The 25,877-nt window shown below is 63.6% G+C and carries 21 protein-coding genes and 1 pseudogene; 12 read left to right on the plus strand and 10 right to left on the minus strand.

All coding sequences use genetic code 11. The features are described from left to right. Positions 1 to 7 precede the first annotated feature (7 nt). The gene (gene xylB, locus EKK97_RS07485; protein ID WP_159550797.1) at positions 8 to 1,492 is read left to right on the plus strand and encodes a xylulokinase; all 1,485 of its coding nucleotides are present in this window, start codon (positions 8 to 10) and stop codon (positions 1,490 to 1,492) included. A 38-nt stretch (positions 1,493 to 1,530) separates the two neighbouring features. Further along, a complete protein-coding gene (gene tal / locus EKK97_RS07490) occupies positions 1,531 to 2,481 on the plus strand; it encodes a transaldolase (RefSeq protein ID WP_159550799.1) in 951 nt (316 codons plus the stop codon). 24 nt (positions 2,482 to 2,505) lie between these two features. Here tal and EKK97_RS07495 read toward each other — a convergent pair whose 3' ends face one another. From EKK97_RS07495 to EKK97_RS07505, 3 genes are all read right to left on the minus strand, one after another. Beyond that, a complete protein-coding gene (locus tag EKK97_RS07495) occupies positions 2,506 to 3,795 on the minus strand; it encodes an ABC transporter substrate-binding protein (protein WP_159550801.1) in 1,290 nt (429 codons plus the stop codon). Positions 3,796 to 3,806: 11 nt separating this feature from the next. After that, entirely contained in the window at positions 3,807 to 6,641 is a 2,835-nt protein-coding gene (locus tag EKK97_RS07500; protein WP_159550803.1) for an EAL domain-containing protein, read from the minus strand. Between the two features lie 256 nt (positions 6,642 to 6,897). Beyond that, positions 6,898 to 7,209 (minus strand): YqfO family protein, encoded by a 312-nt coding sequence (locus EKK97_RS07505; protein ID WP_159550805.1) that lies wholly within the window; start codon positions 7,207 to 7,209, stop codon positions 6,898 to 6,900. A 232-nt stretch (positions 7,210 to 7,441) separates the two neighbouring features. On the opposite strand from EKK97_RS07505, the gene EKK97_RS07510 reads away from it, so the two are divergent. After that, a complete protein-coding gene (locus tag EKK97_RS07510) occupies positions 7,442 to 7,936 on the plus strand; it encodes a fasciclin domain-containing protein (protein WP_159550807.1) in 495 nt (164 codons plus the stop codon). Positions 7,937 to 7,998: 62 nt separating this feature from the next. On the opposite strand, the gene EKK97_RS25350 is transcribed toward EKK97_RS07510, so the two are convergent. From EKK97_RS25350 to EKK97_RS23665, 3 genes are read right to left on the minus strand one after another with little or no spacing between them, the layout of a single operon-like run. Continuing rightward, on the minus strand, positions 7,999 to 10,044 hold the full coding sequence (locus EKK97_RS25350; protein ID WP_201297030.1) for an AMP-binding protein: 2,046 nt from the start codon (positions 10,042 to 10,044) through the stop codon (positions 7,999 to 8,001). Beyond that, the gene (locus EKK97_RS25355) at positions 10,041 to 10,436 is read right to left on the minus strand and encodes an AMP-binding protein (RefSeq protein WP_201297031.1); all 396 of its coding nucleotides are present in this window, start codon (positions 10,434 to 10,436) and stop codon (positions 10,041 to 10,043) included. Before EKK97_RS25355 ends, EKK97_RS25350 begins: the two co-directional genes overlap by 4 nt. Positions 10,437 to 10,444: 8 nt before the next feature. After that, positions 10,445 to 10,816: an acyl carrier protein gene (locus EKK97_RS23665; RefSeq protein WP_201297032.1), complete on the minus strand. Its 372-nt coding sequence runs from the start codon at positions 10,814 to 10,816 to the stop codon at positions 10,445 to 10,447. Between the two features lie 99 nt (positions 10,817 to 10,915). Between EKK97_RS23665 and EKK97_RS07520 the strand changes: the two genes are divergently transcribed. The 6 genes from EKK97_RS07520 to EKK97_RS07545 all read left to right on the plus strand — a co-directional run bounded on the left by EKK97_RS07520 (position 10,916) and on the right by EKK97_RS07545 (position 18,911). Beyond that, positions 10,916 to 11,755, plus strand: coding sequence for a fructosamine kinase family protein (locus tag EKK97_RS07520; protein WP_159550809.1), 840 nt, complete (start codon positions 10,916 to 10,918; stop codon positions 11,753 to 11,755). Between the two features lie 90 nt (positions 11,756 to 11,845). Then, entirely contained in the window at positions 11,846 to 12,844 is a 999-nt protein-coding gene (locus EKK97_RS07525) for a lipid A deacylase LpxR family protein (protein WP_159550811.1), read from the plus strand. A gap of 106 nt (positions 12,845 to 12,950) precedes the next feature. Next, the gene (locus EKK97_RS07530; RefSeq protein ID WP_159550813.1) at positions 12,951 to 13,346 is read left to right on the plus strand and encodes a hypothetical protein; all 396 of its coding nucleotides are present in this window, start codon (positions 12,951 to 12,953) and stop codon (positions 13,344 to 13,346) included. Positions 13,347 to 13,429: 83 nt separating this feature from the next. Then, positions 13,430 to 14,716: an efflux RND transporter periplasmic adaptor subunit gene (locus EKK97_RS07535; RefSeq protein ID WP_159550815.1), complete on the plus strand. Its 1,287-nt coding sequence runs from the start codon at positions 13,430 to 13,432 to the stop codon at positions 14,714 to 14,716. Next, the gene (locus EKK97_RS07540; protein WP_159550817.1) at positions 14,713 to 17,889 is read left to right on the plus strand and encodes an efflux RND transporter permease subunit; all 3,177 of its coding nucleotides are present in this window, start codon (positions 14,713 to 14,715) and stop codon (positions 17,887 to 17,889) included. The genes EKK97_RS07535 and EKK97_RS07540 overlap by 4 nt, the downstream gene beginning before the upstream one ends. A gap of 326 nt (positions 17,890 to 18,215) precedes the next feature. Next, on the plus strand, positions 18,216 to 18,911 hold the full coding sequence (locus EKK97_RS07545) for a hypothetical protein (RefSeq protein WP_159550819.1): 696 nt from the start codon (positions 18,216 to 18,218) through the stop codon (positions 18,909 to 18,911). An 8-nt stretch (positions 18,912 to 18,919) separates the two neighbouring features. Here the strand turns inward: EKK97_RS07545 and EKK97_RS07550 are convergent, their stop codons facing one another. After that, on the minus strand, positions 18,920 to 19,537 hold the full coding sequence (locus EKK97_RS07550; RefSeq protein ID WP_159550821.1) for a TetR family transcriptional regulator: 618 nt from the start codon (positions 19,535 to 19,537) through the stop codon (positions 18,920 to 18,922). 137 nt (positions 19,538 to 19,674) lie between these two features. Between EKK97_RS07550 and EKK97_RS07555 the strand changes: the two are divergent. Further along, positions 19,675 to 20,736: pseudogene (locus EKK97_RS07555) on the plus strand (succinylglutamate desuccinylase/aspartoacylase family protein); the annotation flags it as partial. 28 nt (positions 20,737 to 20,764) lie between these two features. Here EKK97_RS07555 and dusA read toward each other — a convergent pair. Both dusA and EKK97_RS07565 read right to left on the minus strand, forming a co-directional pair. Continuing rightward, positions 20,765 to 21,790 carry a tRNA dihydrouridine(20/20a) synthase DusA gene (gene dusA, locus EKK97_RS07560; RefSeq protein WP_159550823.1) on the minus strand — a complete coding sequence of 342 codons (1,026 nt, stop codon included), beginning with the start codon at positions 21,788 to 21,790 and terminating at the stop codon, positions 20,765 to 20,767. Positions 21,791 to 22,145: 355 nt separating this feature from the next. Then, the gene (locus EKK97_RS07565) at positions 22,146 to 22,343 is read right to left on the minus strand and encodes a hypothetical protein (RefSeq protein ID WP_159550825.1); all 198 of its coding nucleotides are present in this window, start codon (positions 22,341 to 22,343) and stop codon (positions 22,146 to 22,148) included. 1,899 nt (positions 22,344 to 24,242) lie between these two features. On the opposite strand from EKK97_RS07565, the gene EKK97_RS07570 reads away from it, so the two are divergent. Beyond that, positions 24,243 to 24,575 carry a TraR/DksA family transcriptional regulator gene (locus EKK97_RS07570; RefSeq protein ID WP_159550827.1) on the plus strand — a complete coding sequence of 111 codons (333 nt, stop codon included), beginning with the start codon at positions 24,243 to 24,245 and terminating at the stop codon, positions 24,573 to 24,575. Positions 24,576 to 24,645: 70 nt separating this feature from the next. Further along, a complete protein-coding gene (locus tag EKK97_RS07575) occupies positions 24,646 to 25,227 on the plus strand; it encodes a hypothetical protein (RefSeq protein ID WP_159550829.1) in 582 nt (193 codons plus the stop codon). Between the two features lie 20 nt (positions 25,228 to 25,247). On the opposite strand, the gene EKK97_RS07580 is transcribed toward EKK97_RS07575, so the two are convergent. Then, positions 25,248 to 25,844 carry a helix-turn-helix domain-containing protein gene (locus EKK97_RS07580; RefSeq protein WP_159550831.1) on the minus strand — a complete coding sequence of 199 codons (597 nt, stop codon included), beginning with the start codon at positions 25,842 to 25,844 and terminating at the stop codon, positions 25,248 to 25,250. Positions 25,845 to 25,877: the final 33 nt, after the last annotated feature.

A 25,877-nucleotide genomic window follows, 5' to 3' on the forward strand; every position in this document is an offset into this window, starting at 1 on the left:
CGGCGGCATGTACATCGGGGTGGATTGCGGTACCCAGAGCACCAAGGTGGTGGTGGTCGACGTCGAGGGCGAGGCGATCCTCGCCGAGGCGAGTCGTCCCCATCGCTTGGTGGAGGGAGCGAACGGGCGTCGCGAGCAGGCACCGGAGGAGTGGATCGAGGCCTTCCGCGGCGCCTTCGAGGAGGCCATGAACCGGGCCGGCATTGCTCGCGGGGCGATCCGTGCCATTGGCGTCTCCGGCCAGCAGCACGGCATGGTAGCGCTGGATGCCGAGGGCCTACCGGTGTATCCCGCCAAGCTGTGGTGCGACACCGAGACGGCAGCGCACAATGCGGCACTGGTCCAACGCCTGGGCGGGGCGGCGGGCTGTCTCGAAAAGCTCGGCCTGGTGCTGCAGACCGGCTACACCGCTTCCAAGCTCGCCTGGCTGCGCGATACGAACCCTGCTGCCTATCGACGTATCGACACCATCCTGCTGCCCCACGACTACCTCAACTACTGGCTCACCGGCGAGAAGGTGGCGGAGGCGGGCGATGCTTCCGGTACCGGCTACTTCGATACCCGCTCGCGGCGCTGGCGCCGTGACGTCTTCGCTGCGATCGCCCCGGAACTCGATCCCTCGCACGTACTGCCGCGGCTGATCGACTCGCGCGAGCCGGCCGGTACGCTGCGCCCGGAGGTGGCCCGCGAGCTGGGGCTGGGTGAGGGTGTGCTGGTCGCGAGCGGGGGAGGCGACAATATGCTCGGCGCCATCGGCACCGGCAACATTGCACCCGGCATCGTTACCCTGAGCCTCGGCACCTCGGGCACGGTGTGCGCCTATTCGCCCGAGTCGGTGCGCGCCGAGAGCGACATGGTGGCCAACTTCTGCGCCAGCCACGGCGGCTGGCTGCCGCTGATCTGCACCATGAACGTGACCTCCGCCAGCACCCTGGTGCGCGAGCTGTTCGACCTCGACCTGGCCGCCTTCGGCGAGCGCCTGGCCGCAGCTCCCATCGGCGCCGAGGGGGTGACGGTACTACCGTTCTTCAACGGCGAGCGGGTGCCGTCGCTGCCGCACGCCACGGCCAGCTTCCTGGGGCTCGACAGTCGCAACCTGACCCAGGCCAACCTGTGCCGGGCGGTGGTGGAGAGCGCCACCTTCGGCCTGCGCTACGGCCTCGAGCTGCTCGGCCCGCTGGCTGCCGGCGCCAGCCAGATCCGCTTGATCGGCGGCGGCGCCAAGAGCCCGCTGTGGCGCCAGATGGTGGCCGACGTGACGGCGACCCAGGTGATCTGCCCGCAAGTGACCGATGCCGCCGCACTGGGGGCGGCGCTCCAGGCGGCCTGGTGCGAGCGCCAGGACGCATCGCTGGCAGCGCTGTGCGAGCGCCTGGTACATCTCGACGGGGCCTCGCTGGCCGAACCGAAGGCAACCAGCGTGCGCGCCTACGAGACCGTCTACGCCCGCTATCGCGAGGCGCTGTCTGCCCAGCACGGCATTCCGGCCTGACCCACTCCAACTTCAACTGCAGCCCACGGAGAAGCCCCATGACGACTCGACTCGACAACCTTCGGCGTCATTCGCTGGTCGTCGCCGACACCGGCGATCTCGACGCCATCCGCCGCTACCGGCCTCAGGATGCCACCACCAATCCCTCGCTGCTGCTCAAGGCCTTTGATCTGCCGGGCTACCAGGCGCTGATCGACGAAGAGCTCGCCGCGGTCAAGGCCGAAGCCGGTGGCCTGCAGGCCCGGGTCGAGCGCGCCGTGGATCGCCTGGCAGTGGCCAAGGGGACGGAAATCACCCGGCTGGTACCGGGACGGGTCTCCACCGAAGTGGCCGCCAAGCTCTCCTTCGATACCGAGGCCTGCGTGCGCAAGGCCCATGAGCTGATCGAGCTGTACGAGCGCCGAGGCGTCGGCCGCGAGCGGGTGCTGATCAAGCTGGCTTCCACCTGGGAGGGCATTCGAGCCGCCGAACGACTCGAGCGGGAAGGCATCAACTGCAACCTCACGCTGCTGTTCAGCGAGGCCCAGGCCCAGGCCTGCTTTGATGCCGGTGTGTTCCTAATCTCGCCGTTCGTCGGCCGGGTCACCGACTGGTACAAGAAGGAGACCGGCAAGGAGTACGCGCCGGATGAGGATCCCGGTGTGCAGTTCGTGCGCAGCGTGTGTGAACGCGCCGGTCGTGGAGGCTATGACACCGTAGTGATGGGGGCGAGCTTTCGCACCAGCGGCCAGGTACTGGCGCTGGCCGGCTGCCATCGCCTGACGATCTCCCCGGCGTTGCTGGAAGAGCTGGCCTCGCAGGAGGGCGACGTCGACAAGCGAGTGATGTTCCCATCCCGCGTCGAGCGTCCAGCGGCGCTTACCGAGCCCGTGTTCCGCTGGCAGCACAATCAGGACGCCATGGCCAACGATAAACTGGCCGAAGGCATCCGTCGCTTCGCCGAGGATCAGGAGCAGCTCGAGCGGCGCATCGCGGAGCGGCTGGGCTGATCACGGCTTCCCGGCGGCTTACCTCTATCGAGCCAGGATGGCGCGGGCCTCTTCAACCAACTGCCGACCGCCTTGTAGCGTAGACGAAACCCCGTAGCCGATTTCGTGGCTGATCCGTTGCAGCACGATAGCGATTTCGCCTGCGCCGGAAGGGGGAACGGGTGGCAGGGGGCCGACGTAGGGTTCCAGGTCATCGATGTAGGTCAAAGTTGCTCGACCGACGTCGTCCAATGTCGGTGCCAACTGCAGACGCATGTCCGAGGAGGCCGGTATACCCCGATCCACGCCCAACACCTTCACCGCAGTGGGATCCATGACCAGAAAATTCGCCAGCTCGACGGCCCGGTGTTTCCTGTCCGCATCCAGTCCGGCCGCAATGGATAGCATCTGCGATGGTTTGTAGTAGTGGCCGGGTTGACCTTCGGGCGTCACCGGGCAGGCGGTGATGCCCAACGGTCGGCCGATCTGCTGCTGGTAGCTCAGCATCATGTTCGAATGCGCGAAATCCAGCGCGGAATAGCCCAGGATCAGCGGTGACGTTTCGATGGAGTTTCGGTAGAGGATCTGGACGTCGACCGGAACGCATGCCCGCTTGGCACGCAATTCCGCCCAATAGTCGAACCAGTCGGTTGCATCCGCCGCCTCGAAGCCGAGCTGGCCATGGGATCCGTACAAACTCTTGCCCTGCTGCAGGAGCCAGGCTTCGAATGCCGATTCCTGGCCGCTGGCATCCATGGTCGGGTAGTAGTGTTGTCTGGGCGTGCCGGCGGCAAACCGAACGCATTTGTCGTGGAATGTCTGCCAGCTTTCCCCTAGGGAAGGCGGTTCGATCCCGGCTTCCTGCCACCGCCCCTGATCGACGAGGGCAGCGCTGGCATTGATGCCCAGGTTGACGCCATACAGGCGCCCATCGACCCGACAGGAACCGATGTTGTGTTCGCCGAAGGAATCGATATCGAGCAGGTTGCCCAGGAACGGGTCCAGTGGTTCGATGACCCTGCTGCGGGCATATTCTTCGAGATAGCGGTAATCCATCTGGATCAGGTCGGGGGTATCGCCGAGCGCTACGAGTGTCGACAGTCGCAACCAGTAGTCCAACCAATCGGTAAACACCGCCTCCGCCCGGATATCGGGGTGGGCGGCCTCGAACAGAGCGAAGGCTTCATTCGTTATCCGGGCCCGATCGGCCGAGCCCCAGCCGCTGAAACGCAGGGGTTTTGCCTCGCCAAAGCATATTGGGCTGACCAGCGTGAGCGCGAAGGCGCCGACCGTGCGCTTGATGAATTCACGTCGGGGAATGGTGTTCGCGTTCATTACAGGCCCCTTCATTCCACGAAGTCCAGCGTCTCGGCCAGTGGCACGGCTTTCGCGTAGTAATAACCCTGGCTCTGCTTGCAACCCAGCTGTCGCAATGCATCGACTTGCTGGCTGGACTCGACTCCTTCGGCAATGGTTTCGATGCCCAGCGATGTGCACAGACCGCAAATGGCGTGAACCACGGCATGACTGTCGCGTGAAATGAGCATGCCGTTCACGAAGGACCGGTCGATCTTGACCTTGTCGAACCGGAACTTGCACAGGTAGCCCAGGCTGGAATAGCCTGTGCCGAAGTCGTCCATGGCAATTTGCACGCCAATATTTCTCAGCGCTTCCAGTAGACTGAGGTTGTGATCGGTATCTTCCAGCAGCACTCCTTCGGTGATTTCCAGTACCAACCGTGTCGGGTTCAGACCAGATGCCGCAAGGGCATTACGCACCTCATCCAGAAAGGCCTCGTTGCGGAACTGCACCGGGGACAGGTTGACGGCGATAGAGATGTCCTCCGGCCAATGCAACGCATCCTGGCAGGCACGTCTCAAGACCCAGTTTCCAAGTCGATCGATCAGACCGATCTCCTCAGCCATGACGACGAACTCCGCGGGCGATACGAATCCTCGTTCTGGGTGCCGCCAACGCAGCAACGCTTCGAAGCCTCGAAGGGACTCATCGTCAAGGCTGACTTGCGGTTGATAGTGCAGCTCCATTTTCTCGTGTTCGATGGCGTTGCGCAGGTCCATTTCCAGTAAGCGCCGTGCCTGGATGTGGTCATCCATTTCCGGTTCGAAATAGCGGTAGGTACTGCGCCCATCCTGCTTGGCGCGAAACAAGGCGATGTCAGCTCGTTTCAGCAGCACGTCCGGATCGAAATCGTTCCGGGGTGCGATGGCGATGCCGATCGATACGCCGGTAACGATGGTGTGCCCCTCCACCCAGTAAGGCCGGCCGAGCCGTTCAATCACCTTGTTTGCCATCTGCGTTACCCGGTCCGGCGTCACGTTCTCGGTCAACAGCACGGCGAACTCGTCACCGCCCAACCGCGCAACACGGTCGGTATCGCTGAGGCAGTGCCTCAATCGCTCGCCGATTTGAACCAACAGCCGATCGCCGACGGGATGCCCCAACGAATCGTTCACCGACTTGAAATCGTCGAGGTCGAGGCACAGCAAGGCCACGTCTCGTTCTCCTTCCTGTTCTGCCTGGGCGGCCGCCAGTTTTTTGCGGAACAGGGTGCGGTTGGCGAGCCCGGTCAAGGTGTCGTGATGTGCCAGGCGAGTGATCTGCTCTTCCTGCTTGCGCCGCTCGGTGATGTCCTCATGCACGGAAACGAGCCCACCTTCCGGCGTATCCGCCACCTGTACGACGACAGTCCGTTCATTGCGGAAGTCCAACATTTGGGGCACCAAGTAGGTGTCGCGAAGCGCCGGTTCTTGCTCGCTCTCCGGTTGTTGCAGCCATCGGGCGCCCTGCTCACGGCACAGCTTGCTCAGCTCCCGCAACGACATGCCCGTATGCACCTGTCCTGGTGTCAGGTCGTACAGCTGCAGGAAGCGGGTGTTGATCATCAACAGGCGTCCGTCGGCATCCGTCAGGCACAAACCCTGAGGAATGCTCTCGATCGCCGCTGTCAGGCGATCGTACTGGATGCGAATGTTCTGTCGGGACTCCTCTTCCAGCCGACGGCGCGCATTGGAGAGTTCCAGGATCAGTTGTTCGAACGATTGCGCCAGGGTGCCGATTTCATCGGAACGGGTCACCAGCCTCAGCGGGGTCTGCTGGTTGAGGTCATCGGTCCGGCGCAGGTGTTCGACGTGGGTGGTCAAGCGTTCCACCGGCCGGGTCAGGCGCGAAGCGAACACCAAGCCGGCGACGAGCAGCATCAGTGAGCTGGAGGCCGCCACCAGAGCGACCACGAAGCGGGATTCCACTATCTTGTCGTCGATCGCCTTGGTCGCTTCGCGGTATTGAATCCGGGCATCGTTTTCCAGGTTTCGCAACACGGCGGCCAAAGCGTTATCGGCCCGGCTCACCATCAGTATCTGGGCAGCCATGCCGGAATCGAACAGTCGTGTCCGACGCCAGGCATCGTGAAGGCCGCCCGGAGCGGTCAGGATGTTGGAGAGGCGGGCAATCAGCGCTTCGATGTCCTGAGCCGGGAACGCAGCCCCCAGGAAATCGCGTTCGCCTTCAAGCGCCGCCAGAATATCCAGGTGCGCCTCCTGATCTCTGGTGTATCCCAGAGCCTGGCTGGTGTGGGCCCGAGCCAGATCCTTGCTCAATCGGGCCAGATGAATGCTGATGTGGGCCAGGTGCAGGGCGGCTTCCAGCGAGGGGGCATCCTGCTCGTTCGATTCAGTCCGTGCCGGCTGGAACACCGTTCCTGCGTAGGAGTGCATCGACTGGACCAGCTCGTCCAGCTCCGCTACGGTCGCAAGTGCCTGCTGTCGCTGTTCTTCGAAACTGATCTGCAGTGTTTCGCGGGTATCGCACAGTGAGGAGAGATTGCTGATCGTCAGTTCCAGTTCGTCTTTTGCGGCGCGGACCGTTCGTTCAGTGTCGAGTGCATCGGTGTGCCGCAGGAAGTCAGCGAGCGCGTCAATGGCGGCGAACTCGGTCGAGAGCCCGCCCTCCAATTTGGCTCGGTGCGAACCGTCTGCTCGATCGCACGACGTTCTGATGTCCCGGGCCGTCCTCGTCAGCGTGCGCATGGCGTTGGAGGCGCTCATCGCATTGGTCAGTAAGGGGTATTGAGTGTCGGTGGTTCGGGTAACGACCGTGGCGACCTGATTGGTATAGGACAGTCCGATCCAACCAATGACACTGACGACGATGACCGAACACAACGCCGCTGCTACCATCTTGAAGCGGAGCCGGCCGAACCCCCTTCGCGCGCACTCTGGCAAGCTTCCTACCTCTTGATCTTGTTATAAGCCCGTCTCACTGGCGTGCGCAGGAAACGTAAAATTCAAGATGCCGCACTGACAGGCAACATGCAATGGAATTCGTTATGCGAACAACGGCCCTGTTGTGATTGCCAGGTCGGGTGGCCAGCCGGATGCTGCGCCTGCCGCGGGAACTGGCCGGGCAGGCGCTGCGGTATCAAAAACGCTCCAGCTTCCATACGTCGAAGGCCGGCTCCTCATAGGGATGCGCGGCCCGCAGGGCCTCGACTGCATCACGGATGAGGTGATCCTCGCAGACCAGTTCCACCTTCAGTTCCTCCACTTTCTCCAAGTCACCAACCTGGCCGATGTGGGGGCTCGCGCCATCCAGCGGGCGAAACTGGCCGGTGCCTCGGGTCTCGAAGCAGCAGGCTTCGTAGTCGCCGATGCGTCCGGCGCCGGTGACGAACACCGCTTCCTTGACCGCTTCGGCATCTGCCAGCGGAACGAAGAAGGCAAGCTTGTACATCTTTCTCTCCTGTGTCGCGAATCCATGCTGTACTTCGTGCCCTAGGGCTCGCCTCGTCGGGCACTCCCCACTCCTTTGTGCCATACAGCCGCTCCGACGTCAGCAGACGCCAGGACTGGTTTCGTGCGTCGGAATAAAAAAGTTGTTCATAACTTATACGTGTACTATTTTCTCGTATAGGGTTTGGTGTTCAAGATCCAAACCCTCCAACGTTCGCTTGAGGAGTGCAACGATGCAAACAGTCAAATGGGTAGCTGCCGCGGGTGTGTTGGGTGTGGTGCTGGCAGGTGCCGTACAGGCCGGCAGCCATGACGCGGAGAAAGACATCGTCGATACCGCCGTCGCGGCGGGGCAGTTCGAAACCTTGGCGGCCGCGCTGGACGCGGCGGGGCTGGTGGAGACCCTCAAGGGCGAGGGTCCCTTCACCGTTTTTGCTCCCACCGACGAGGCCTTTGCCGCCCTGCCCGAAGGCACCGTGGAGGCGTTGCTGCTTCCCGAGAATCGCGAGCAGCTCCAGTCCGTGCTGACCTATCACGTGGTGCCGGGTAAGGTCATGGCCGCGGATGCCATCAATCTCGATAGTGCAACTACTGTACAAGGCCAGGACATCACCATTACCACCATGGACGGAAGTGTGATGGTCAACGACGCCACCGTGATCCAGGCCGACATCGAGGCCAGCAATGGCGTGATCCATGTCATCGATGGCGTGCTGCTACCCGAGTGATACGCACGAGTGCGGGGCGCATTGGCTTGCCACCCTTCGGGGTGGCTTTTTTGCCTGGCCTTTCATCGAGCCCGGCTAGCCTCGCCGCAATGGCGAAGGATGAAGTCACGGGCGTCGCGTTTGAGCCGCAGCGCCGCGTTCCAGTCGCTGCCGTCGGGCATCAGCGGTGCGCCCACATGCAGCGAGACCTTGCCGGGATGCGGGCGCCACTCCTTGCCCCGCAGCAGCTGGCGCGTTCCCCGAATGGCCACCGGAACTACTGGCACGCCGGCATGAGCGGCGGTGAGAAAGGCGCCCATGTGGAAATCGTCGAGGCCGGGTTCGGCATGGAAGGTACCTTCGGGAAAGATGGCGAGCGTGTCGCCGGCTATCACGGCCTGTTCCACCTCCTGCATGTCCCGTTCCGCCTGGCGTGGGTCGAAGCGCTCGACGAACAGTGCGCCCATATGGCTCAGCGGCAGGCGAGTCAGGAGACGGCGCTCAAGCTCCTCCTTGGCCAGGTAACGCAGACTGCATGGCAGGGCGGCGGTGAGCACCAGCACGTCCAGGTAGCTGGCGTGGTTGGCGACCAGCACGAAAGGGCGCTCGCGGGGCAGTTGCTCCAGGCCATGCGCCGCCAAGCGTATGCCGCCCAGGGCGGCCATGCCGCGAGTGAGGTAATGGGCCAGCCGCCAGCGCCAGGTCAGCCGCGGCAGGAGTAGGCCGACCAACGCGAACAGGCTGAGGCCCAGGCCGAAGATCGACCATGCATAGATGTAATAAGCCCAATCGCCAACCCTGCCGAGAGCCTGCAGCAGCCGCTTGAAGCCGGCACGCAGTGTCAAGCGGGTCAATTGCCGCCAGAGTGGGGGAGCGCGCTCACCGAGGCAGCCCTGGCGGTAATGCTCACGAGTCGCGGCACGGCGGATCTTGCCGCTGGAGGTCTTGAGCACGGAGTGAGGTGGCACCAGGCAGATCTCGTCGGCCGGCACGTTGACGATATCGACCACGGTATCGGCGATGGCGCGTTGCAGCTCGCGACGCCGCGCTGGGTCTTGCTCCTGGGTTTCGGCCACCACGACCAGCGACTCGACGCCAGTCTCGGGGTCGGGATCGCCGAATACTGCCACGCACCCCTTGCGGATACCTTCCAGGCGGCCGACGGCGGATTCGATGTCGTAGGGGTAGATGTTGCGGCCGCCGCGTACCAGTACGTCCTTGCGACGCCCACTGATGTGCAGGTCGCCGTCGGCGAGATAACCGCGGTCGCCGGTGCGCAGCCAGTCGCCGTGGCGCAGCTTCTCGCTCTCCTCGGGATTGTCGAAGTAGCCGTCGGTGGCCGAGGGGCCCCTGAATTCGATGTCGCCCTCTCGGCGCTCGCCGAGTTCGCGACCCTGGTCATCGACGATGCGCAGCGCATAGCCGGGTAGTGGAGGGCCGCAGTTGACGAAGCACTGTGCGGCCGCGGCGTCCTGTTCGGGCGAGGCCTCGCCGCGTTGGGAGAAACGCTCGCGATTGACGCGGTCGACGATCACGCCGCGTCCGGGCCGGGCCACGCACAGCCCGACCGCCGTCTCGGCCAGTCCGTAGACCGGCATCAGCGCGTTGTGTCGTAGGCCGCAGGGTGCCAGGCACTCGGTGAACTGCTCCATGGTCTGAGCGCTGACCGGCTCCGCGCCGTTGAAGGCGACCCGCCAACTACTCAGGTCGAGATGCTGGGTCCGCTCCGGCGTCATGGCGCGCAGGCACAGCTCGTAACCGAAATTGGGCGCCCCGGAGATGGTGCCACGGTGGCGGTCGATCAACTCCAGCCAGCGCAGCGGATGCGAGAGGAAGGTCAGTGGCGACATCACCACCAGCGGAATGGCGTAGTAGAGGCTGGCGAGCCAGGCGGCGATCAGTCCCATGTCGTGGTAGAGCGGCAACCAACTGACGAAGACATCGTCCGGGGTGGCTTCGAGGCGTTTCCCCATGGCGCGAATGTTGGCCAGCAACTGGGCATGGGTGAGCCGCACGCCCTTGGGGTCGCCGGTGCTGCCGGAGGTGTACTGCAGCAAGGCCAAGTCGTCGGGGTCGGGGCGCCGTGGCTCGCGGTCGGCTTGCCGTTCGCCAAGGTCGGCGAGCGTCACGATATGGCGAAGGTGGGGGCTTCGGCATGCAGCAGGTGAGCCACCGAGCGCGCTTCGGCAACGGTGATCAGCAGGCCGGCCCCGGCATTGTTCAGAATGCGCCCGTGGCGCCGTAGATGCTCCTCGAGCTGGGCGGGTCGGGCAGGGGGATAGATGGGCACCGGCACGGCGCCGGCCCTGAGTACACCGAAGAAGGCGATGAAATAATCGCGAGACGTCGGCAGCATCAGCGCGACGCGGTCGCCTTGACTGACGCCCCGTGATGCCAAGGCCGCGGCAACGCCCTGGGCTTCCCGGTCCAGGTCGGCATAGCTCATCACCTGTGGCTGATCGTCGTCGCCATAGAGATAGAGATGAGGACGCTGCGGGTGTTGCTGAAGGTGCCAGTCCATCGCCTCGTTCAGCGTAGTAGCGGCATGAGGCTGGTCTTCTGCGGAATCGCTGGCGGCGGGAGTGGGGGAGTCGGAGCAGGCTTTCCCCGCGATTCAGACGAGACGTGGGTCGTCTGCGGCTGGGCCTGCAGCAGTTCGAGCAGTGCCTTCGGCGTTTCGGCCAGCAGCGCCGATTCCGGCAGGCGAATGCCGAAGGCCTGTTCCACTCGCAGCAACAACTCCGATCGGGCGAGGCTGTCCAGTCCCAAGTCGCGGTCCAGGCGCGAGTCCAGGTCGATAGGAGCGGCATTGCTACGGTCGGGTCGCGTTTCTCGAACCAGTGTCTCGAGCAGAGCCAGCAAGCGTTCTTGCGCATCGCGTGAACCGTGGCGATTCGCCATATGTCACCTCCAATGGGTGCCTCTTGGGCAATTGACTCCGACATGGCATGGTTTCTCCATCGCGGTCGTCATCGAGGCCTGGTGATCAAGGAGAGAATCATGGAACAGGCGCTTGAAACACTACTGAAGACGCGCGGGCTTTCGCCCCGGGGAACGCTGCGTGCGCTCGGAGGCGGCGACATTGCCGCCGTCTACTGGTTGGAAACCTCCGGCGGACCGGTGGTGGTCAAGCGCGACAACGCCGAGCGGCTCAGCGGCGAGGCGGATGGCCTGCGGGCGCTGCGCAAGGCCATCACTGTCCTGATCGTGCCCGAGGTACTGGCACTGGGCGACGGCTGGTTGGTCATGGAGGCGCTGCAATCCAGCTCGCGCTCGACGGGCTCCGCCGTGGCGCTGGGCCAGGGGTTGCGTCAGTTGCATTTGCACACCGCGAGCGAGCACGGATGGCCGCGGGACAACGCTTGTGGCCGTACCCCGCAGCCCAATGCGCCGTTCGCCGATGGCCGCGTCTTCCAGCGTGAGCGTCGCCTGCTGCCGCTGGCTCGAGCCTGTCATGAGCGCGGCCTGCTGGACTACCGGCTGCGTGGGCGTATCGAAGCCGTGGCGGGCGCCCTGGAGAGCTGGCTGCCCGATGCGCCGGCGAGCCTGCTGCACGGCGACCTGTGGTCGGGCAATGTGCTGCATACGCCTCAGGGGCCGGCGGTCATCGACCCTGCGGTGTATCGCCATTTCCCCGAGGTGGATCTCGCCATGTTGACGCTGTTCGGCGCGCCCGGCGAGGCTTTTTTCGAGGCCTACTGGGATGGCGACGCACCGCTCGACTGGCCACGACGAGAGGCGCTGTTCCAGCTCTATCCTCTGCTCAACCACCTGCTGTTGTTCGGTGGCGGCTATCGGGATGCAGTCGAACGGGCCGTGGGACGAGTCGAGCAGGAGTAAATTCGAAAGACCGTTTGATGATGCTTGCCCGGCTTGCCTTTGGCTACATACACTCAAGCATGTTTGTTAGCTTGCTCAAGGAAGAGACACATGTACCGAGGCATTGGCGGTTTTCTCTGCGCGCTGACGCTGGCGCTGGGATGGCTGGTGACGACACCGGCCATGGCGGGGCCAGGGGTGCTGACTCTGCAGATAGACAACGATGGCATGGTCAGCAGCGACGACGACAACTACACCTCCGGCGTGGCGCTCATGTGGACGCGGGCGACGCGCGAACAGAACTGGACGCAGCGCGTTGCTGGCGGGCTCCCGCGGGGCTGGCTCGACCGCATCGATGCGTTGAGCTATCACCTGAGCTATCGCATGTATACACCGGTGGAGGTGGAGCGGCGCGATCTCATCGAAGACGATCGGCCCTACGCCGGCCTGGTGTTGGGTGGCTTGAGCCTGTATGGCCGGCAGCCATTGAGCGATGCCTGGCAGCGCGAGGAGGCGCTGCAGTTCGATATCGGTGTGGTCGGCCCCGCCACCTCCGCCGACCGCGTTCAGCGTGAAGTGCATCGTTTTACCAGGAGTCAGCGTCCCCGCGGCTGGTCGCACCAGTTGGGCAACGAACCCATTCTCAATGCTTCCTACCGGCGCCACTGGTGGCATCGCCAGTCGTTGGGCAGGCTGGAGCTGCAACATGGCCCGGAGCTGTCGGCTTCACTCGGCAATTTGCTGGTGCAGGCCGGAACGGGCTACGGCCTGCGTCTTGGCCAGGGGCTGGACAACGCCATGGGGTGGCCCTCGCTCGGTGTGGAGCGGGGCGGCTATCGGCAGGTGCCGGTGTCGTCGGGCATCGGCTGGCATCTCTTCGCTTCCCTGCACGGGCGCTATGTGGCGCATAATCTGCTGCTCGACGGCAATACCGTACGTGACAGCCACTCGGTCGAGCGTCGCGAACTGGTCGGCGACGCCGTGCTGGGCGTGGCGCTGAGCTGGGAGCAATGGGAGGTGAGCCTGGCGCACGTGTGGCGCAGCAAGGAGTTCGAGGAGCAGCAGAACAGCACCGCTCACGGCGCACTCTCACTGAGCTATCGGTTCTGACCTTTGCGCTGTCGGTGTTGACACCGCCTCGCCTCGGTCACGAGCCGGCCTATACTGGAAGCCTGACCGGCCGTGGGCGGGCGTGCAATCAGCGCTGGGGAGCACCATGAACGAGCAAAGTCCATTACGGCGAGTGATCTGGCTGGCGCCGATACTGGCGGCATGGCTCGCCGTGAGTGCCGCCGCTGCGCCGGGCTCCGGCGAGCGAGCCCATGCTCCCGGCTTCCAGCCGGTGCTCTCTCCGCTGGTCTGGCATCGTGAACACTGGCGCCGACGTAGCCAGGATCCTGCCTTCACCCTTGAGCTGCCCTGGGCGCTCTTCGATCCCTATTTTTCCTGGGGCCATGCTCCGCGGCCGGGTGAGCCACTACGCCCTGACGCCGTGCACCAGCGCGAGCGTGGCGACATGTGGCGTGACGATGTGGTGGGCTCCGGCAGCGGTGGGCGCATCGAAGTTCATCCCGAAGGACGCATTCTGCGCAGCCGGCCACGCAACGAGTGAGCCGCTTCCTTGGATTTACATCCATACACGCATGAATGTAAAATTCGCCGACCTTCGACGAATCAACGGAAACGACGCATATCATGAAAAGAATATCTCGACTTGGCCGGGCCGCCCTGATGGGTCTGGCCGCCGGCCTGTTGCTGGCCGCTTGTGGCCAGGAGGAGAATGCGCAGGCGCAACAGCAGCAGGCGGCCCCGCAGCGTCAACCGCATCCCGTCGAAGTCGTGGCCATCCAGCGCCAGGACATCGCGCTGGAGAAGTCCTATCCCTCGCTGTTGCGTAGCGACGATGAAGTCACCCTCGTGGCCCGTATCACCGGCACGCTCGAGGAGCGCCATTTCGAACCCGGCGAGCAGATCGAAAGAGGGCAGCGGCTTTTCTCCATCGAGCCGGATGTCTATCAGGCGGCGGTGAATCAGCACGAGGCCAACCTGCAGAGCGCCCAGGCCGAGCTTTCCCGCGCCCAGCGCGATGCCGAGCGCTTCGAGCGCCTGCTGAGTCAGAACTCGGTGAGCCAGCAGCAGGTCGACCAGGCCCGTGCCGAGCTGGGGGTGGCGCGTGCCGCGGTGGCCCAGGCTGAGGCCGCGCTGGCCAGTTCCCGTATCGACCTGGAGTATGCCGAGGTCACCGCGCCGGTGTCGGGCGTGATCGGGCTATCGCAGATCAACGTCGGCAACCTGGTGAGCCCCGGTACCGTCCTGGCTACCATCACGCCGCTCGATCCGCTGGAAGTTCGCTTCCAACTGCCCCAGCGCGACGCCCTCGAGCTGCGTCAGCAGCTCAGCGAGCAAGGTGACGAGTCGATTCGCGCCATCCTCAACGTGCCGGGTGGCAGCGGCGCGGCTGCCAGAACCCTGGAAGGGCGGCTCGATTTCCTCGGTTCGCGGGTCGACGAGCGCACCAGCACGATCCAGGCCAGCGCCACCTTCGCCAACCCCGACGCGCAGGTACTGCCTGGCCAGTTTGCCCGGGTCAGCCTCGATGGGCTCAAGCGCTTCGACGTGCTGGCGGTGCCCGAGATCGCCATTACCCAGGGCCTGATGGGGCCGCAGGTGTTCGTCCTCGACGAGGAGAATGTGGCCCGGGCCCGAACCGTGGAGCTGGGCGAAGTGGCAGGACCGTGGCAGATCATTCGCGATGGCCTGGAACCTGGCGAGCAGGTGGTAGTCGGCGACCCGGCCGGCATCGAGCCTGGCACGCCGATCGACCCGCAGCCCTTTGACGGCGACGCGGAAGAGCTGGTGGAAGCGGTGGAGCAGGCCGAAGCCGAGGCCGAGCAGGAAGCTGCCGAGGCCATGCAGGAGCAGCAGGCCGCCGAGGCCATGCCGGGGGAGGAAGCCGCTGAGGGCGGCGAGGACGACGCATGAATTTCTCCAACTTCTTCATCAAGCGCCCGATCTTCGCCACGGTACTGGCGATCATCCTCACCGTGATGGGGGTGGTGAGCATGCGGGTGCTGCCCATCGAGCAGTATCCCAGCGTGGTGCCGCCCACGGTGTCGGTGCGGGCCCAGTTCCCCGGCGCCGATGCCGAAACCGTGGCGCAAACGGTGGCCGCGCCGCTGGCCGAAGCGATCAACGGCGTCGAGGACATGCTCTACATGACCTCGACCAGCGCTGACAACGGCGTGATGAGCCTCGACGTGGCGTTCAACATCGGCACTGACGGCGACATCAATACCATCAACGTCAACAACCGGGTGCAGGGGGCGTTGTCGCGCCTGCCCGAGGCGGTCCAGGCCCAGGGCGTGACCGTGGAACTGCGCTCCAGCTCGATCCTGATGCTGGTGGCGCTGATTTCGCCGCAAGGCGACTACAACAACGTCTTCATGCAGAACTACGCCACGCTGAACATTCTCGATGAGCTACGCCAGGTACCCGGCGTGGGCGAGGCGGAAGTGCTCGGCGGCGGCGAGTTTGCCATGCGCGTATGGATGGACCCCGACAAGCTGGCCCAGTACGACCTGACTCCTACCGAGGTGGCGCGGGCCATTCGTGCCCAGAACACCGAGGTGCCGGCAGGCAGCCTGGCCGCCACGCCCCAGCGCGATCCGCGGGCGTTCACTTATACCATCACCGCCGGCGGGCGCCTCAATGACGTCGAAGACTTCCGCAACATCTTCCTGCGCACCAACCCGGACGGTTCGGCGCTGCGCCTCGACGACGTGGCGCGCATCGAGCTGGGCGCCTCCTTCTACGGCGTGGAGGCGCGGCTGAACGGTGCCACCATGACGCCGATCATCATCAACCAGCAGCCCGGCGCCAATGCGCTGGAGACGGCCCAGGCGGTTCACGACACCATGGCCGAGCTGGAGTCGCGCTTCCCGCCGGGGCTCGAGTACGTGGTGCCCTACGACACCACGCTGTTCATCGGCGCCTCGGTGGATACCGTGACCCATGTTTTTATTGAGGCCTTCCTCATCGTCGGCGTGATCCTGTTCATCTTCCTGCAGAACTGGCGCTTCACGGTAATCGCGATGTCGGTGGTGCCGGTGTCGGTACTGGCCACCTTTGCCGGGTTCTTCCTGTTCGGCTTCTCGATCAACCTGCTGACGCTATTCGCTCTGGTGCTCTCCATCGGCATCGTGGTCGACGACGCCATCCTGGTGGTGGAGAACGTCGAACGCGTGCTCAGCGAGGACGACGAGATCACTGTGACCCAGGCCACCATCCGCGCCATGCGGGAGGTGGGCGGCCCGGTCATCGCCACCTCGCTGATCATGGCGGCGGTGTTCGTGCCGGTGGCTTTCCTGGGCGGCTTCACCGGGCAGATCTACCAGCAGTTCGCCCTCACGGTGGCGATCTCGGTGGCCTTCTCGGCGTTGATGGCGCTGACCTTCACCCCGGCGCTGTCGGCGATCTTCATCAAGCACAAGCCGAAGGGAGTGGGGCAATCCAAGCTGAAGCGGGCGCTCAACACGCCGCTACGGCTGTTCGACCGGCTGTTTGCCGGCATCACCGCCGTGTACATGCGGCTGGTCAAGGCGCTGGTGCGCTTCTGGGGGCTGGCGCTGCTGCTCACCGGGCTGGTCATCGGCGGCTCCTGGTGGCTCTACCAGATCACGCCCTCGACGCTGGTGCCCGAGACCGACCAGGGCATCGTGCTGGCCAGCGTCCAGTTGCCCGATTCCGCCTCCCTGGCGCGCACCCAACGCTACATGGACGAGCTGAGTTCGCGCATCGAGGAGATCCCCGGGGTGCAGTACTCCACCGCGGTGGCTGGCTACGACATCCTCTCCAGCGCGGTCAATACCGCACGCGGGATCATGTTCATCAACATGGAGCCCTGGGAGGAGCGCGAACTGACCGCCACCGAGCTGGTGGGACGGATCATGCAACTGGGCGCGGAGATACCCGGCGGCTCGGCGATGGCGTTCAACGTGCCGCCGATCATGGGGCTCTCGACCACCGGCGGCTTCACCGGCTATCTGCAGTCCTTCGGTGGCGCCTCGCCCCAGGAGCTGTTCCAGGCCTCGGTGCAGGTGATGCAGGCCGCCAACCAGCATCCCGCCCTGCAGCAGGTGTTCACCACCTTCAACGTCAACGTGCCGGGATATCGAGCAGCGATCGACCAGCAGAAGGCATTGAGCTACGGCGTGGCGCTGGAGGACCTGAACGCGACCCTGTCGAATACCTTCGGCAACGGCTTCGTCAACTTCTTCAGCTACCAGAACCGCAACTTCCAGGTCTACCTGCAAAACGAGGATGCCTTCCGCAAGACGCCGGACGACGTCAGCAATGTCTACGTGCGCGGTGGCGACGGCGAGCGGATACCGCTTTCGGAGTTCGTCACCTTGGAGCGTCAGGCCAAGCCGGCGGTGGTGTCGCGCTTCGGCGTCTACCTGGGGGCACAGTTCCAGGGCGGCCCCGCGCCGGGCTATAGCTCCGGCCAGGCGATCGCCGCCATGGAGGAGATCGTCGAAGAGACCTTGGGCGGCGGCTGGGGAATGGGCTGGACCGGTACCGCCTACCAGGAGAGTCAGCTCGGCAATACCGCCACGCTGGCCATCGTGTTCGGCATCCTGATGGTGTTCCTGATCCTGGCGGCGCAGTACGAGAGCTGGTCGCTGCCGTTGGCGGTGCTCACGGCGACGCCCTTCGCTTTCCTTGGCGGCATCGGCGGCATCGTGCTGCGCGGGCTCGATACCAGCGTCTACGTGGAGATCGGCATGCTGGTGGTGGTAGGGCTGGCGGCCAAGAACGCCATCCTGATCGTCGAGTTCGCCGAGCTGCAGCGCAAGGAGCAGGGCAAGTCGATCCGCGAGGCGGCCATCACCGCGGCGGAGCTGCGCTTCCGGCCGATCGTGATGACTTCTCTGGCGTTCATCTTCGGCACCCTGCCGCTGGCGCTGGCCAGTGGGGCAAGCGATGTCAGCAGCCACCACATCGGTACCACCGTGGCGGTGGGCATGGCCTCGGTGGCGGTACTCGGCAGCTTGTTCGTGCCAAGCTTCTATGCTGTGATCGCCCATGTCTCCGACTGGCTGCGCTACCAGCTGCGCGGACGCGGATACCAAGAGACCGCGGCTGAGCGCTCCTGAGCGGCAAGAGCATGATACGAGGCGGGGCGTCACCGAAAGGTGGCGCCCTTTTTCATGACCTGGCGCATGCCCGGGCCAGCGCACCATGGACTAGGCTATGTCTGAAAACTGTCTGCGCTTGGCCATACGGCGTTAAAAATCAGCTCAAAGTACTCATTTACACCACGTAAACTCCGTCTTTTCGCTTATTTTTGCCTTGCGACCCACATGGATGTGGGAAGTGCGTTGGCCCGTAGGGAACGGGCCTAGCCCTGACCTTCGCTCGCCGACTTTTCAGACACAGCCTAGGCTGAAGCTGAGTGGAGCGAAAACATAAGGAGGCCGTCATGGAAGCGCTGCGTCAGATCGCCCTGAGTTTTCCCGTCGTCGTCTTCAGCGCGCTGCTGCCATTGGTGTTGCTCTATTGGCTGCTGGTGTTGCTGCGCCTGGCGCCGCTGGAGCTATTCGCTCGTGACAGCCTGAAGGGCGACCACCTGGCGAGTACCATGGTGGCTCTTGGCTTCGCCGGGGTGCCGGTCTCCTTTGCCCTCAGCGTGCTGCTGGGGCTGGCTGGGGCGGTGACCCTGACGGTAGAGCTGCTGGTGCTGCGCTGGCTGCCACTGGGGCTGTTTCGCATCCCGGTCGGGGTGGCGGTGCTATGGGCGGCATTCGTGCTTGCCTCTCCTGTGGCGGCGATGGTGTGCCACGGGGTGCAGCGGCGCTTCCATCGGGCGAAGCATGCCCAGCCGCGTTGCCTGTTGGGAGAAACCGTGCAGGTAGATAACGCAGCCGATGCCGAAGGCTGGGCCACGGCTACCCTGATCGAGGACCCTGAATGCGAAGTGCGCTTGCATGCCAAGCCCGGCGACCTGCCACGCCCAGGCGAACGACGGGTACTGGTCAAGTACGTGGCCGGGGAGGACGCCTACCGCAGCGTGGCGGAGAGCCGCTACTGCGAGGCGCGCGTGTACCTGCGGCGGCTGCGCTTGGCGCAAAGCGGTAGAGCCGGCGCGAGCCATAAAGGCGCCGAGGCGCCCCTGTAACCTCTTGCCTAGGAGGAAGAGCGCAGCAACTGCAGCTGCGTTTCGATGAGCTGCGCGCCTCGCTCGTGCAGGCTGAAGGTCTCATAGTTGCGCAGCCAGTCGTGGAACAGGCCGCCGAGCATGGCCTGGAACAGACGCGCGGCGATTTCCGGAGGCACATCGTCGCGCAAATGGCCGAGCCGGGCAGCACACTCGAAGTAATCGAGCAGGGCGCCGCACGCTTCCTCGGCTATCTCGTTCTGCATGGCCAGCGGATCGATCTCGGCGAACGTCTCGCAGTGGTGAATCAGGATGGCGTGCACTCGCCGGTAGCGGGGCTGCTCCAGCCGTTCGAAACCGCTCAGGCAGGCCAGCCGGATGGCTTCCAGCGGCTGCTGGGCGAGCCCCGGGTCGCCGATCTCCTCGACGAGTTCCTGGAAAGGCATGCGTACGCGTTGCAGCATGGCCCGAAACAGATCGGCCTTGTTCTTGAAGTGCCAGTAAACGGCACCGCGGGTCATGCCGGCATGGCGGGCTATCTGCTCCAGCGAGGTGCGGGCGACACCGCGCTCGAGAAAGACCGCTTCGGCGGCATCGAGCAGGGCTTCGCGCGTGGCAGCGGCTTCCGCCTTGGTACGTCGGGCCATGTGGGGATCGTCTCTCCTCGAACCTGCCGTTTCCCGTTATTCTACCGCAGTGTAATCGAACTTACATACACGGGTGTATGGAATTATTCTTAACCTCGCTCGCTGGAGTGGGCTTGCTTTCCCTCGTATTCCACGAAGTGGCAGGGTATAACGAGTCGAACACTGTTCCTTTTTTAGGGAGAGCCGATGCCCGAGCCGCTTTCGAACTCGCCGGCGCCAGGATCAAGCCTGGTAGCCGCCTACAGGTCGACGTGCCGGTCGCCAAGCTCTACACCCATGCCCCGCTGCACATTCCTGTGGAAGTCGTGCACGGACGCCGCCAGGGGCCGGTTCTGCTGGTCTGCGGAGGCATCCACGGCGATGAGATCAACAGCGTGGAGATCGTGCGCCGCTTGATGCGCTCGAAGCAGATCCAGGGGCTGCACGGCACCCTGATCGCCGTACCTATCGTCAACGTATTCGGTTTCATGCAGCACAGCCGCTACCTGCCGGACCGGCGCGATCTCAACCGCTGCTTCCCCGGCAGCGAGACCGGCTCGCTGGGAGCCAGGGTAGCGGCGCTGTTCCGCGAGCAGATCGTCGACTATGCCACCCACATCATCGACCTGCATACCGGTGCCATTCACCGCACCAACCTGCCTCAGATCCGCGCCCAGCTCAGCCCCGGCAGCGAGACCGAGCGCATGGCCAACGCCTTCGGTGCGCCGGTGATTCTTAATGCCGAATTGCGGGAGGGTAGCTTGCGCCACTACGCCCAGGGGCGGGGTATTCCGGTGCTGACCTACGAGGCGGGCGAGGCGCTGCGCTTCGACGAGTGGGCGATTGCCCCGGGCGTACGCGGTGTGCTGCGGGTCATGCGTCGGCTGGGCATGCTGGGGGGCGAACACCGCCGCCGCCCGCCGCCGGCGGCCGAGGTGGCCAACGGCTCGAGCTGGGCACGGGCTCCCATCGACGGCATCCTGCGCCCCAAGGTGCGTCTCGGTGCGCGGGTGGCCAGGGGCGACGTGCTGGGCAAGGTGGCCGACCCCTTCGGCAACGCCGAAGCCTCGATCAAGGCCATGGCCGACGGCATCGTGATCGGCATGAGCCGCCTACCGCTGGCCAATGAAGGCGAGGCGCTGTTCCATATCGCCCGCTTCGAGGCGATCGAGGAGGCCGAAAGCGCCATCGAGACCTTTCATTCCAGTCTCGAGCCACCCCGGATCCACTTTACTGAAGCAGGCCGCCTCAGGCGGTTTCGACCTGGCGCGCGCAGCTCTCCGGCACCAGGCTCAGGGCATCGTCGTATACCCGCAGGCAGGCGCCGTCGAGATGGCCGTTCTCGGAGAGGTGGCGGCGGAAGCGACGCCCGCCCGGCTGGCCCTGGAACAGGCCCAGCAGGTGGCGGGTCACGTGGTTGAGCTTGGCGCCTTCTTCGAGCCGGCGGGCGATGTAGGGGCGGAAGGCGCGGGCGGCGGCGTGGCGGCTCACGGCGGGCCCGGGCTCGCCGTAGAGCGCCTGGTCCACCCCGGCGAGCAGCCAGGGGTTCTGGTAGGCCTCGCGACCGACCATCACGCTGTCCACGTGACTCAGCTGCTTGCGGCATTCGTCGAGCGTCTTGATGCCGCCGTTGATGCCGATGTGCAGCTCCGGGCGGCTGGCCTTCAGCCGGTGCACGCGGGGATAGTTGAGCGGCGGGATGTCGCGATTCTCCTTCGGCGAGAGCCCTTGCAGCCACGCCTTGCGCGCATGCACGATGAACACCTCGCAGCCGGCATCCGCCACCTGGGCGATGAAGCGCTCCAAATCGGCATCTTCGTCCTGATCGTCGATACCGATGCGGCACTTCACCGTGACCGGGATCTTTACCGCCTCGCGCATGGCGCGTACCGCTGCTGCCACCTTATCCGGGTGGCCCATCAGACAGGCGCCGATCATGTTGTTCTGCACCCGGTCGCTGGGACAGCCGACGTTGAGGTTCACCTCGTCATAGCCCCATTCCTCGGCAATCGCCGCGCACTCCGCCAGCTCGCCTGGATCGCTACCGCCCAGCTGCAGTGCAATGGGATGCTCCACCTCGTCATAACCGAGGAAGCGCTCGCGAGGGCTGCCATGCAGGATGGCGCCCGTCGTCACCATCTCGGTGTAGAGCAGTGCCTGGCGGGTGAGGGTGCGGGCGAAGGCTCTTTGGTCCCTCGTCGTCCAGTCCATCATGGGGGCCACCGAAAACCGGCGCGCCCGTGCCAGCGGGTCGTTTCCAGTCGTGTTGCTCATCGATGGCCTCCAGAGGTCCTGCCGTCGTTACCGTTTGATCCTGCTCATTTCGCCTTGTGCCTGCGTTCGGTACTATTTCGGTACTATCGAGACAACGACCGCCGAGACAACAACCGTTAAGGTATCGATACGTAACCGGCTCGCCGGACGCCGCATAATGCGCAGCGTGACGAGCAGGGAGCAGAAATGAGATGGCCGGCTATTGTACGCAAGAAGGAGCGGCGCGCCCAGAGACATAAAAGCCCCCACGCTGGTGAGGGCTTTTCGTTCATAAGTGTCAACTAGCCTGAGCGAGCCTTGGCTGAGCCGGCCCGGTAATGATGCACAGAGGGTATGATCAACTCTGCCGGCAGCGCTACTTCCGCTTCCTCATGAACGGGAGCACTTTGGCCATGGCATCCGCGAGCACCTGGTCGAGCGGTTTGTGCTCCAGGCTGATGGCGGCTCGCGCGGCGGTATAGGTTCCTTTGTACTCCCGGGCGATTTCGCTGTCGCTCATGCTGTCGGGTAGCTGCTCCTTCTCGCGGATGACGTCGATGACGGCCTTGTCCATGTTGTCCTCCATTGAAGCCATTCCCTTCGAGCGTAGTGCATATCGCCAGGCCGCGGCAGGGCATCCCTCATAGGTGCGATAGGCCACGCTGCCGCTCGGCGTCGATCAGATCGGGCTGCCTTACGCCGCCTTGCTGATGAGCAGCCTTGCGACAGATACGCTGCAGAGTATGGTCGGAAGGGCTGGCCCAGCCGGCAAGGTGCTCACGTAAGCTATCTCGTACAAACGCGAGGCGGATCTCTTACCGCGTTTGATATCCTGGGTTAAACCGCTTTTCTGCAGAAGCGACTATCTTGGTGTTGACGGACGAGGGAGAGTCCGACAGGGAAGACGAGCGACGGAGCGCTCAGAACCAAGGATGCTTGGGCAGGAAGCCCGAGGTTGGTTGATAAGGATGCGTTGATTGGAAGCCCGGCCTCAGTGGCCGGGCTTTTTTCTGTAGGCCGCTTTCTGCTTCTGCGGTACAGCCCATTATGCGAAGTGGCGCCCTTCGGCCGTGATCGTCAGGATCAAGGGAAGCGTCGATGGAAGGCCCTGGGCAGGGATGCTCTGGACTTCAAAACGATCGATCGTTCAGCTCCGGCGTTCCGTTACGCTTTGGAACACTCCTTTTCCTAAGTTTCCTTGATATGGGGTGAGGCCGAACTATCCTGAAGACGTACACAAGGCATGGAAGCTTCAAGGCAGGACGCCTTGCTGGGCGGGAAGCCCGACGGAAGGAACAGGGAAGGCCGCGCGAGACAGGATGTCACTTTGGCCAGGGAGTTCCAGAAGTCATTTTAGTCTTCGACCCTCGTGGGTGTGATACGAAAGCCCCCTTGCCCAGGCAAGGGGGCTGTCTTTTTCCGACTCATGACCATCAGACCTATACGAGAGGAGACATCGGATTGGCGGAAGGCTGACCGTAACCGGTAGCGCCTGACGATACTGCTATTCACTCTCATGTCGCATTCGTATTACAGCTCCTATCGGCGATTTCTTACAAACCAAAGCGTCAAAGGTAGCTTTTTTTTCTCTCCCGATCTGTCAAGATTTGCCTGGTCGAGCCAGGGAGGCTCCTAAGGAAGAAGGCGCCAGGAAGGCTTGGTATTCAGGGAGTTGTGGAAGGGATGCCGAGCGGTGTGGAGGGAGTCGGAAAGAGCCCGGCTATATAGCCGGGCTTGCCTCTTTCTTCGTGTAACCTACTGAAGCGATGGGAAAAATCATTGCAGGAGCAGGTTGGTTGAACGTCGAGGCTACTCTATTCGGCAATGCTGCGGTGGAAAGGCCTAGGGGTATTGATAAAAGCTTTTGCCCTATAGCAGTCCATGAATTTTGAACATTTGCCATGCTGCTTACCTGGCACTAAGGTGATCAACATCTCGCAAGGATGCGGGGAAGATGGAACGCCGAGCAGAGGAGGCTCGATGACGCCAAGGATGCATGACAGGATGTCATGGTGAGCTGGAAAGGAACCAAGGTTTGAGGCCCGGCCGTGTGCCGGGCTTTCTTTTTGTCTGTGTTTTTGTTGCAAACTCCCTTCGCTCGGTATGATCTCGTAAGCAAGTTGTTTCGGAGTGGTGGCATCTTGAATGCCTGAGTAACTTTGGGAATGGTTCCTATACAAAAATTTAACTCAGATTGATTTGCTTGTCCTCTCTCGGTGGCACTGTGGAGTGAATACCGGGACGGCTGGTGGCCAGGGAAACATGGCTAGCCAAGCACCCGCAGGCGATCGAAGCAGTCGGGCAGCATCCCGTGAGCGGTCGTAGCCTCTTGCTTGTTCGCTATTGGCACGGCCGGGAGTCACTCCTCTGTCTCGGATATGAGAGGCCTGTGCCAATCAAGCTTCCCCCGGTGAGTGCCCACACGCTCCATGTGCTATGTAGAAAGAACAAGCGCATTCTCTGGAGGTGGGTAATGGAACAGCGTCAGGAGCTGCTCGAAACTCTGCGCGATGAGCTGATCGAGCGCGTGGACCGCTACAAGGTGCACAAGATGCGCCTCGAAAACCCTCTCGATCGGGACATGGAAGAGCAAGCCATCGAACTCGAGAATGAAGATGTGATCGATGCCCTGGAGGACGAGGCGGAAGAGGAGCTGCGTCAGGTCATGCATGCGCTCGAGCGTATCGAGGAGGGTGAAGGCGAGCTGTGTGAGCGCTGTGGCGAGCCGATCGATGCCCGTCGCCTCGAGGTAATTCCCTACGCCACGCTTTGTCTCGACTGCGCCGAATCGGAGGGCGAGCCCTAGCTGTCCGGACAGGACTTGCCGCCAGCCTGAATGTTAGGCTAGGAGAGTACTGTTTGGTCAGGAGAAGGGCATGAAGGCGTGGCGTCGATCCTGCGTGGGGCTGATGGCAGTGCTGTGGCTGTCGGGCTGCGGTGGCGATGGCAATGACACGACAGCGGAGGAAGAGGCGCAGCCTGAGCCGGCGACCGATGTCGCAAGTGAGCCTGTCCCGGAACCGGTCGAGGTGGACCCGCTGCAGGTCGAGATCAATGCATCGGCCTCTTTGCGCAGCGACCGTCGGCTCATGGTGCAGGGTGAAACCAATTTGCCGGAGGAAACCCGGCTCCTGCTGGTGGTGGAGCGTGAGTTGAGCGGTGTGCGCTGGCAATCGCGCACTTCAGTAACGGACGGCCAATTTGCCGCCGGTCCCTTCGGGCCGGGCAGCGGTCTGCCCGATGGCGGTTACATCATCACGGTAAATCTGGTGGAAGCGAGTGTGCAACCCGTATCCGTGCGCGAGCGAATCGGTGCTCAGGGGGAATATCTCGAGGGGGAGTTGGTGCGTAGCTCGCGGCATGGTCTGGGTCAAGTGGCAAGCTATTCGCGGCGCTACCTGATCGGCAGTGAGCCGCGCCGGGCTACCGACCAGGTAGAGGTATTGGAGGTTGAATGAAACATGAGTGATGGCGTCGTTCAGACGCCGTCCTTGCGCCAACGAGCCAGCAGCCTGCCTACGACCTTCTCGGTTGCTTCCAGCGGAACCAGCGAGGCCTCGGAATCGCTTCCATTGCAGTACAATAGCTCGCCGCGGCTACCGTGCCGGAGTTGGCCGATATAGAGCCCCCCTGAACCCTCGATCAGGTAGTGCCCAGGCTGATCGCAGGTTTCCGTCGGACCGAACGCAGCCAGATCCCCACTTTCCAGAAAAGCGAATTCCTCTCCCGGCGCGGGCGTGACGAGATAGCACTCACCCTGCCAATCGAGGCCTGCCAGTATCTCGCCTGAGAGGCTGAGTCGGTTGGAATTGGGGGTCTGCCAGGGTGCCGGGGAGTTGCCACGCAGATACAGCGGAGCCGACGTTGTTTGTGTGTCACCTTCGAGTAGTTGACCCAGCGTACAGCCTAGGGCATCCGCCAGTGCTACCAGCCTTTCATGACCGATCTGCTTGATCGCTCCCGACTCCCAGTACGAGATAGTGACATCGGAAACGCCTACCTTCCTTGCCAGTGCAGCCTTGTTAAGGTTTGCCTGCAACCGTAAGTGTTTGATTCTCTGGCCCAATGAATCCATTTCATCAACCTGACGACTGTTGCTACAAAAGGA

This window comes from Billgrantia tianxiuensis (genome assembly GCF_009834345.1).
Classification (GTDB): domain Bacteria; phylum Pseudomonadota; class Gammaproteobacteria; order Pseudomonadales; family Halomonadaceae; genus Halomonas; species Halomonas tianxiuensis.

Bases quoted from the DNA above. Each gene is read 5' to 3' on its own strand.
- xylB (WP_159550797.1), top strand. From the start codon at position 8: ATGTACATCGGGGTGGATTGCGGTACCCAGAGCACCAAGGTGGTGGTG.
- tal (WP_159550799.1), top strand. From the start codon at position 1,531: ATGACGACTCGACTCGACAACCTTCGGCGTCATTCGCTGGTCGTCGCC.
- EKK97_RS07495 (WP_159550801.1), bottom strand. From the start codon at position 3,795: ATGAACGCGAACACCATTCCCCGACGTGAATTCATCAAGCGCACGGTC.
- EKK97_RS07505 (WP_159550805.1), bottom strand. From the start codon at position 7,209: ATGTACAAGCTTGCCTTCTTCGTTCCGCTGGCAGATGCCGAAGCGGTC.
- EKK97_RS07510 (WP_159550807.1), top strand. From the start codon at position 7,442: ATGCAAACAGTCAAATGGGTAGCTGCCGCGGGTGTGTTGGGTGTGGTG.
- EKK97_RS25355 (WP_201297031.1), bottom strand. From the start codon at position 10,436: ATGGACTGGCACCTTCAGCAACACCCGCAGCGTCCTCATCTCTATCTC.
- EKK97_RS23665 (WP_201297032.1), bottom strand. From the start codon at position 10,816: ATGGCGAATCGCCACGGTTCACGCGATGCGCAAGAACGCTTGCTGGCT.
- EKK97_RS07520 (WP_159550809.1), top strand. From the start codon at position 10,916: ATGGAACAGGCGCTTGAAACACTACTGAAGACGCGCGGGCTTTCGCCC.
- EKK97_RS07525 (WP_159550811.1), top strand. From the start codon at position 11,846: ATGTACCGAGGCATTGGCGGTTTTCTCTGCGCGCTGACGCTGGCGCTG.
- EKK97_RS07530 (WP_159550813.1), top strand. From the start codon at position 12,951: ATGAACGAGCAAAGTCCATTACGGCGAGTGATCTGGCTGGCGCCGATA.
- EKK97_RS07535 (WP_159550815.1), top strand. From the start codon at position 13,430: ATGAAAAGAATATCTCGACTTGGCCGGGCCGCCCTGATGGGTCTGGCC.
- EKK97_RS07540 (WP_159550817.1), top strand. From the start codon at position 14,713: ATGAATTTCTCCAACTTCTTCATCAAGCGCCCGATCTTCGCCACGGTA.
- EKK97_RS07545 (WP_159550819.1), top strand. From the start codon at position 18,216: ATGGAAGCGCTGCGTCAGATCGCCCTGAGTTTTCCCGTCGTCGTCTTC.
- EKK97_RS07550 (WP_159550821.1), bottom strand. From the start codon at position 19,537: ATGGCCCGACGTACCAAGGCGGAAGCCGCTGCCACGCGCGAAGCCCTG.
- dusA (WP_159550823.1), bottom strand. From the start codon at position 21,790: ATGAGCAACACGACTGGAAACGACCCGCTGGCACGGGCGCGCCGGTTT.
- EKK97_RS07565 (WP_159550825.1), bottom strand. From the start codon at position 22,343: ATGGACAAGGCCGTCATCGACGTCATCCGCGAGAAGGAGCAGCTACCC.
- EKK97_RS07570 (WP_159550827.1), top strand. From the start codon at position 24,243: ATGGAACAGCGTCAGGAGCTGCTCGAAACTCTGCGCGATGAGCTGATC.
- EKK97_RS07575 (WP_159550829.1), top strand. From the start codon at position 24,646: ATGAAGGCGTGGCGTCGATCCTGCGTGGGGCTGATGGCAGTGCTGTGG.
- EKK97_RS07580 (WP_159550831.1), bottom strand. From the start codon at position 25,844: ATGGATTCATTGGGCCAGAGAATCAAACACTTACGGTTGCAGGCAAAC.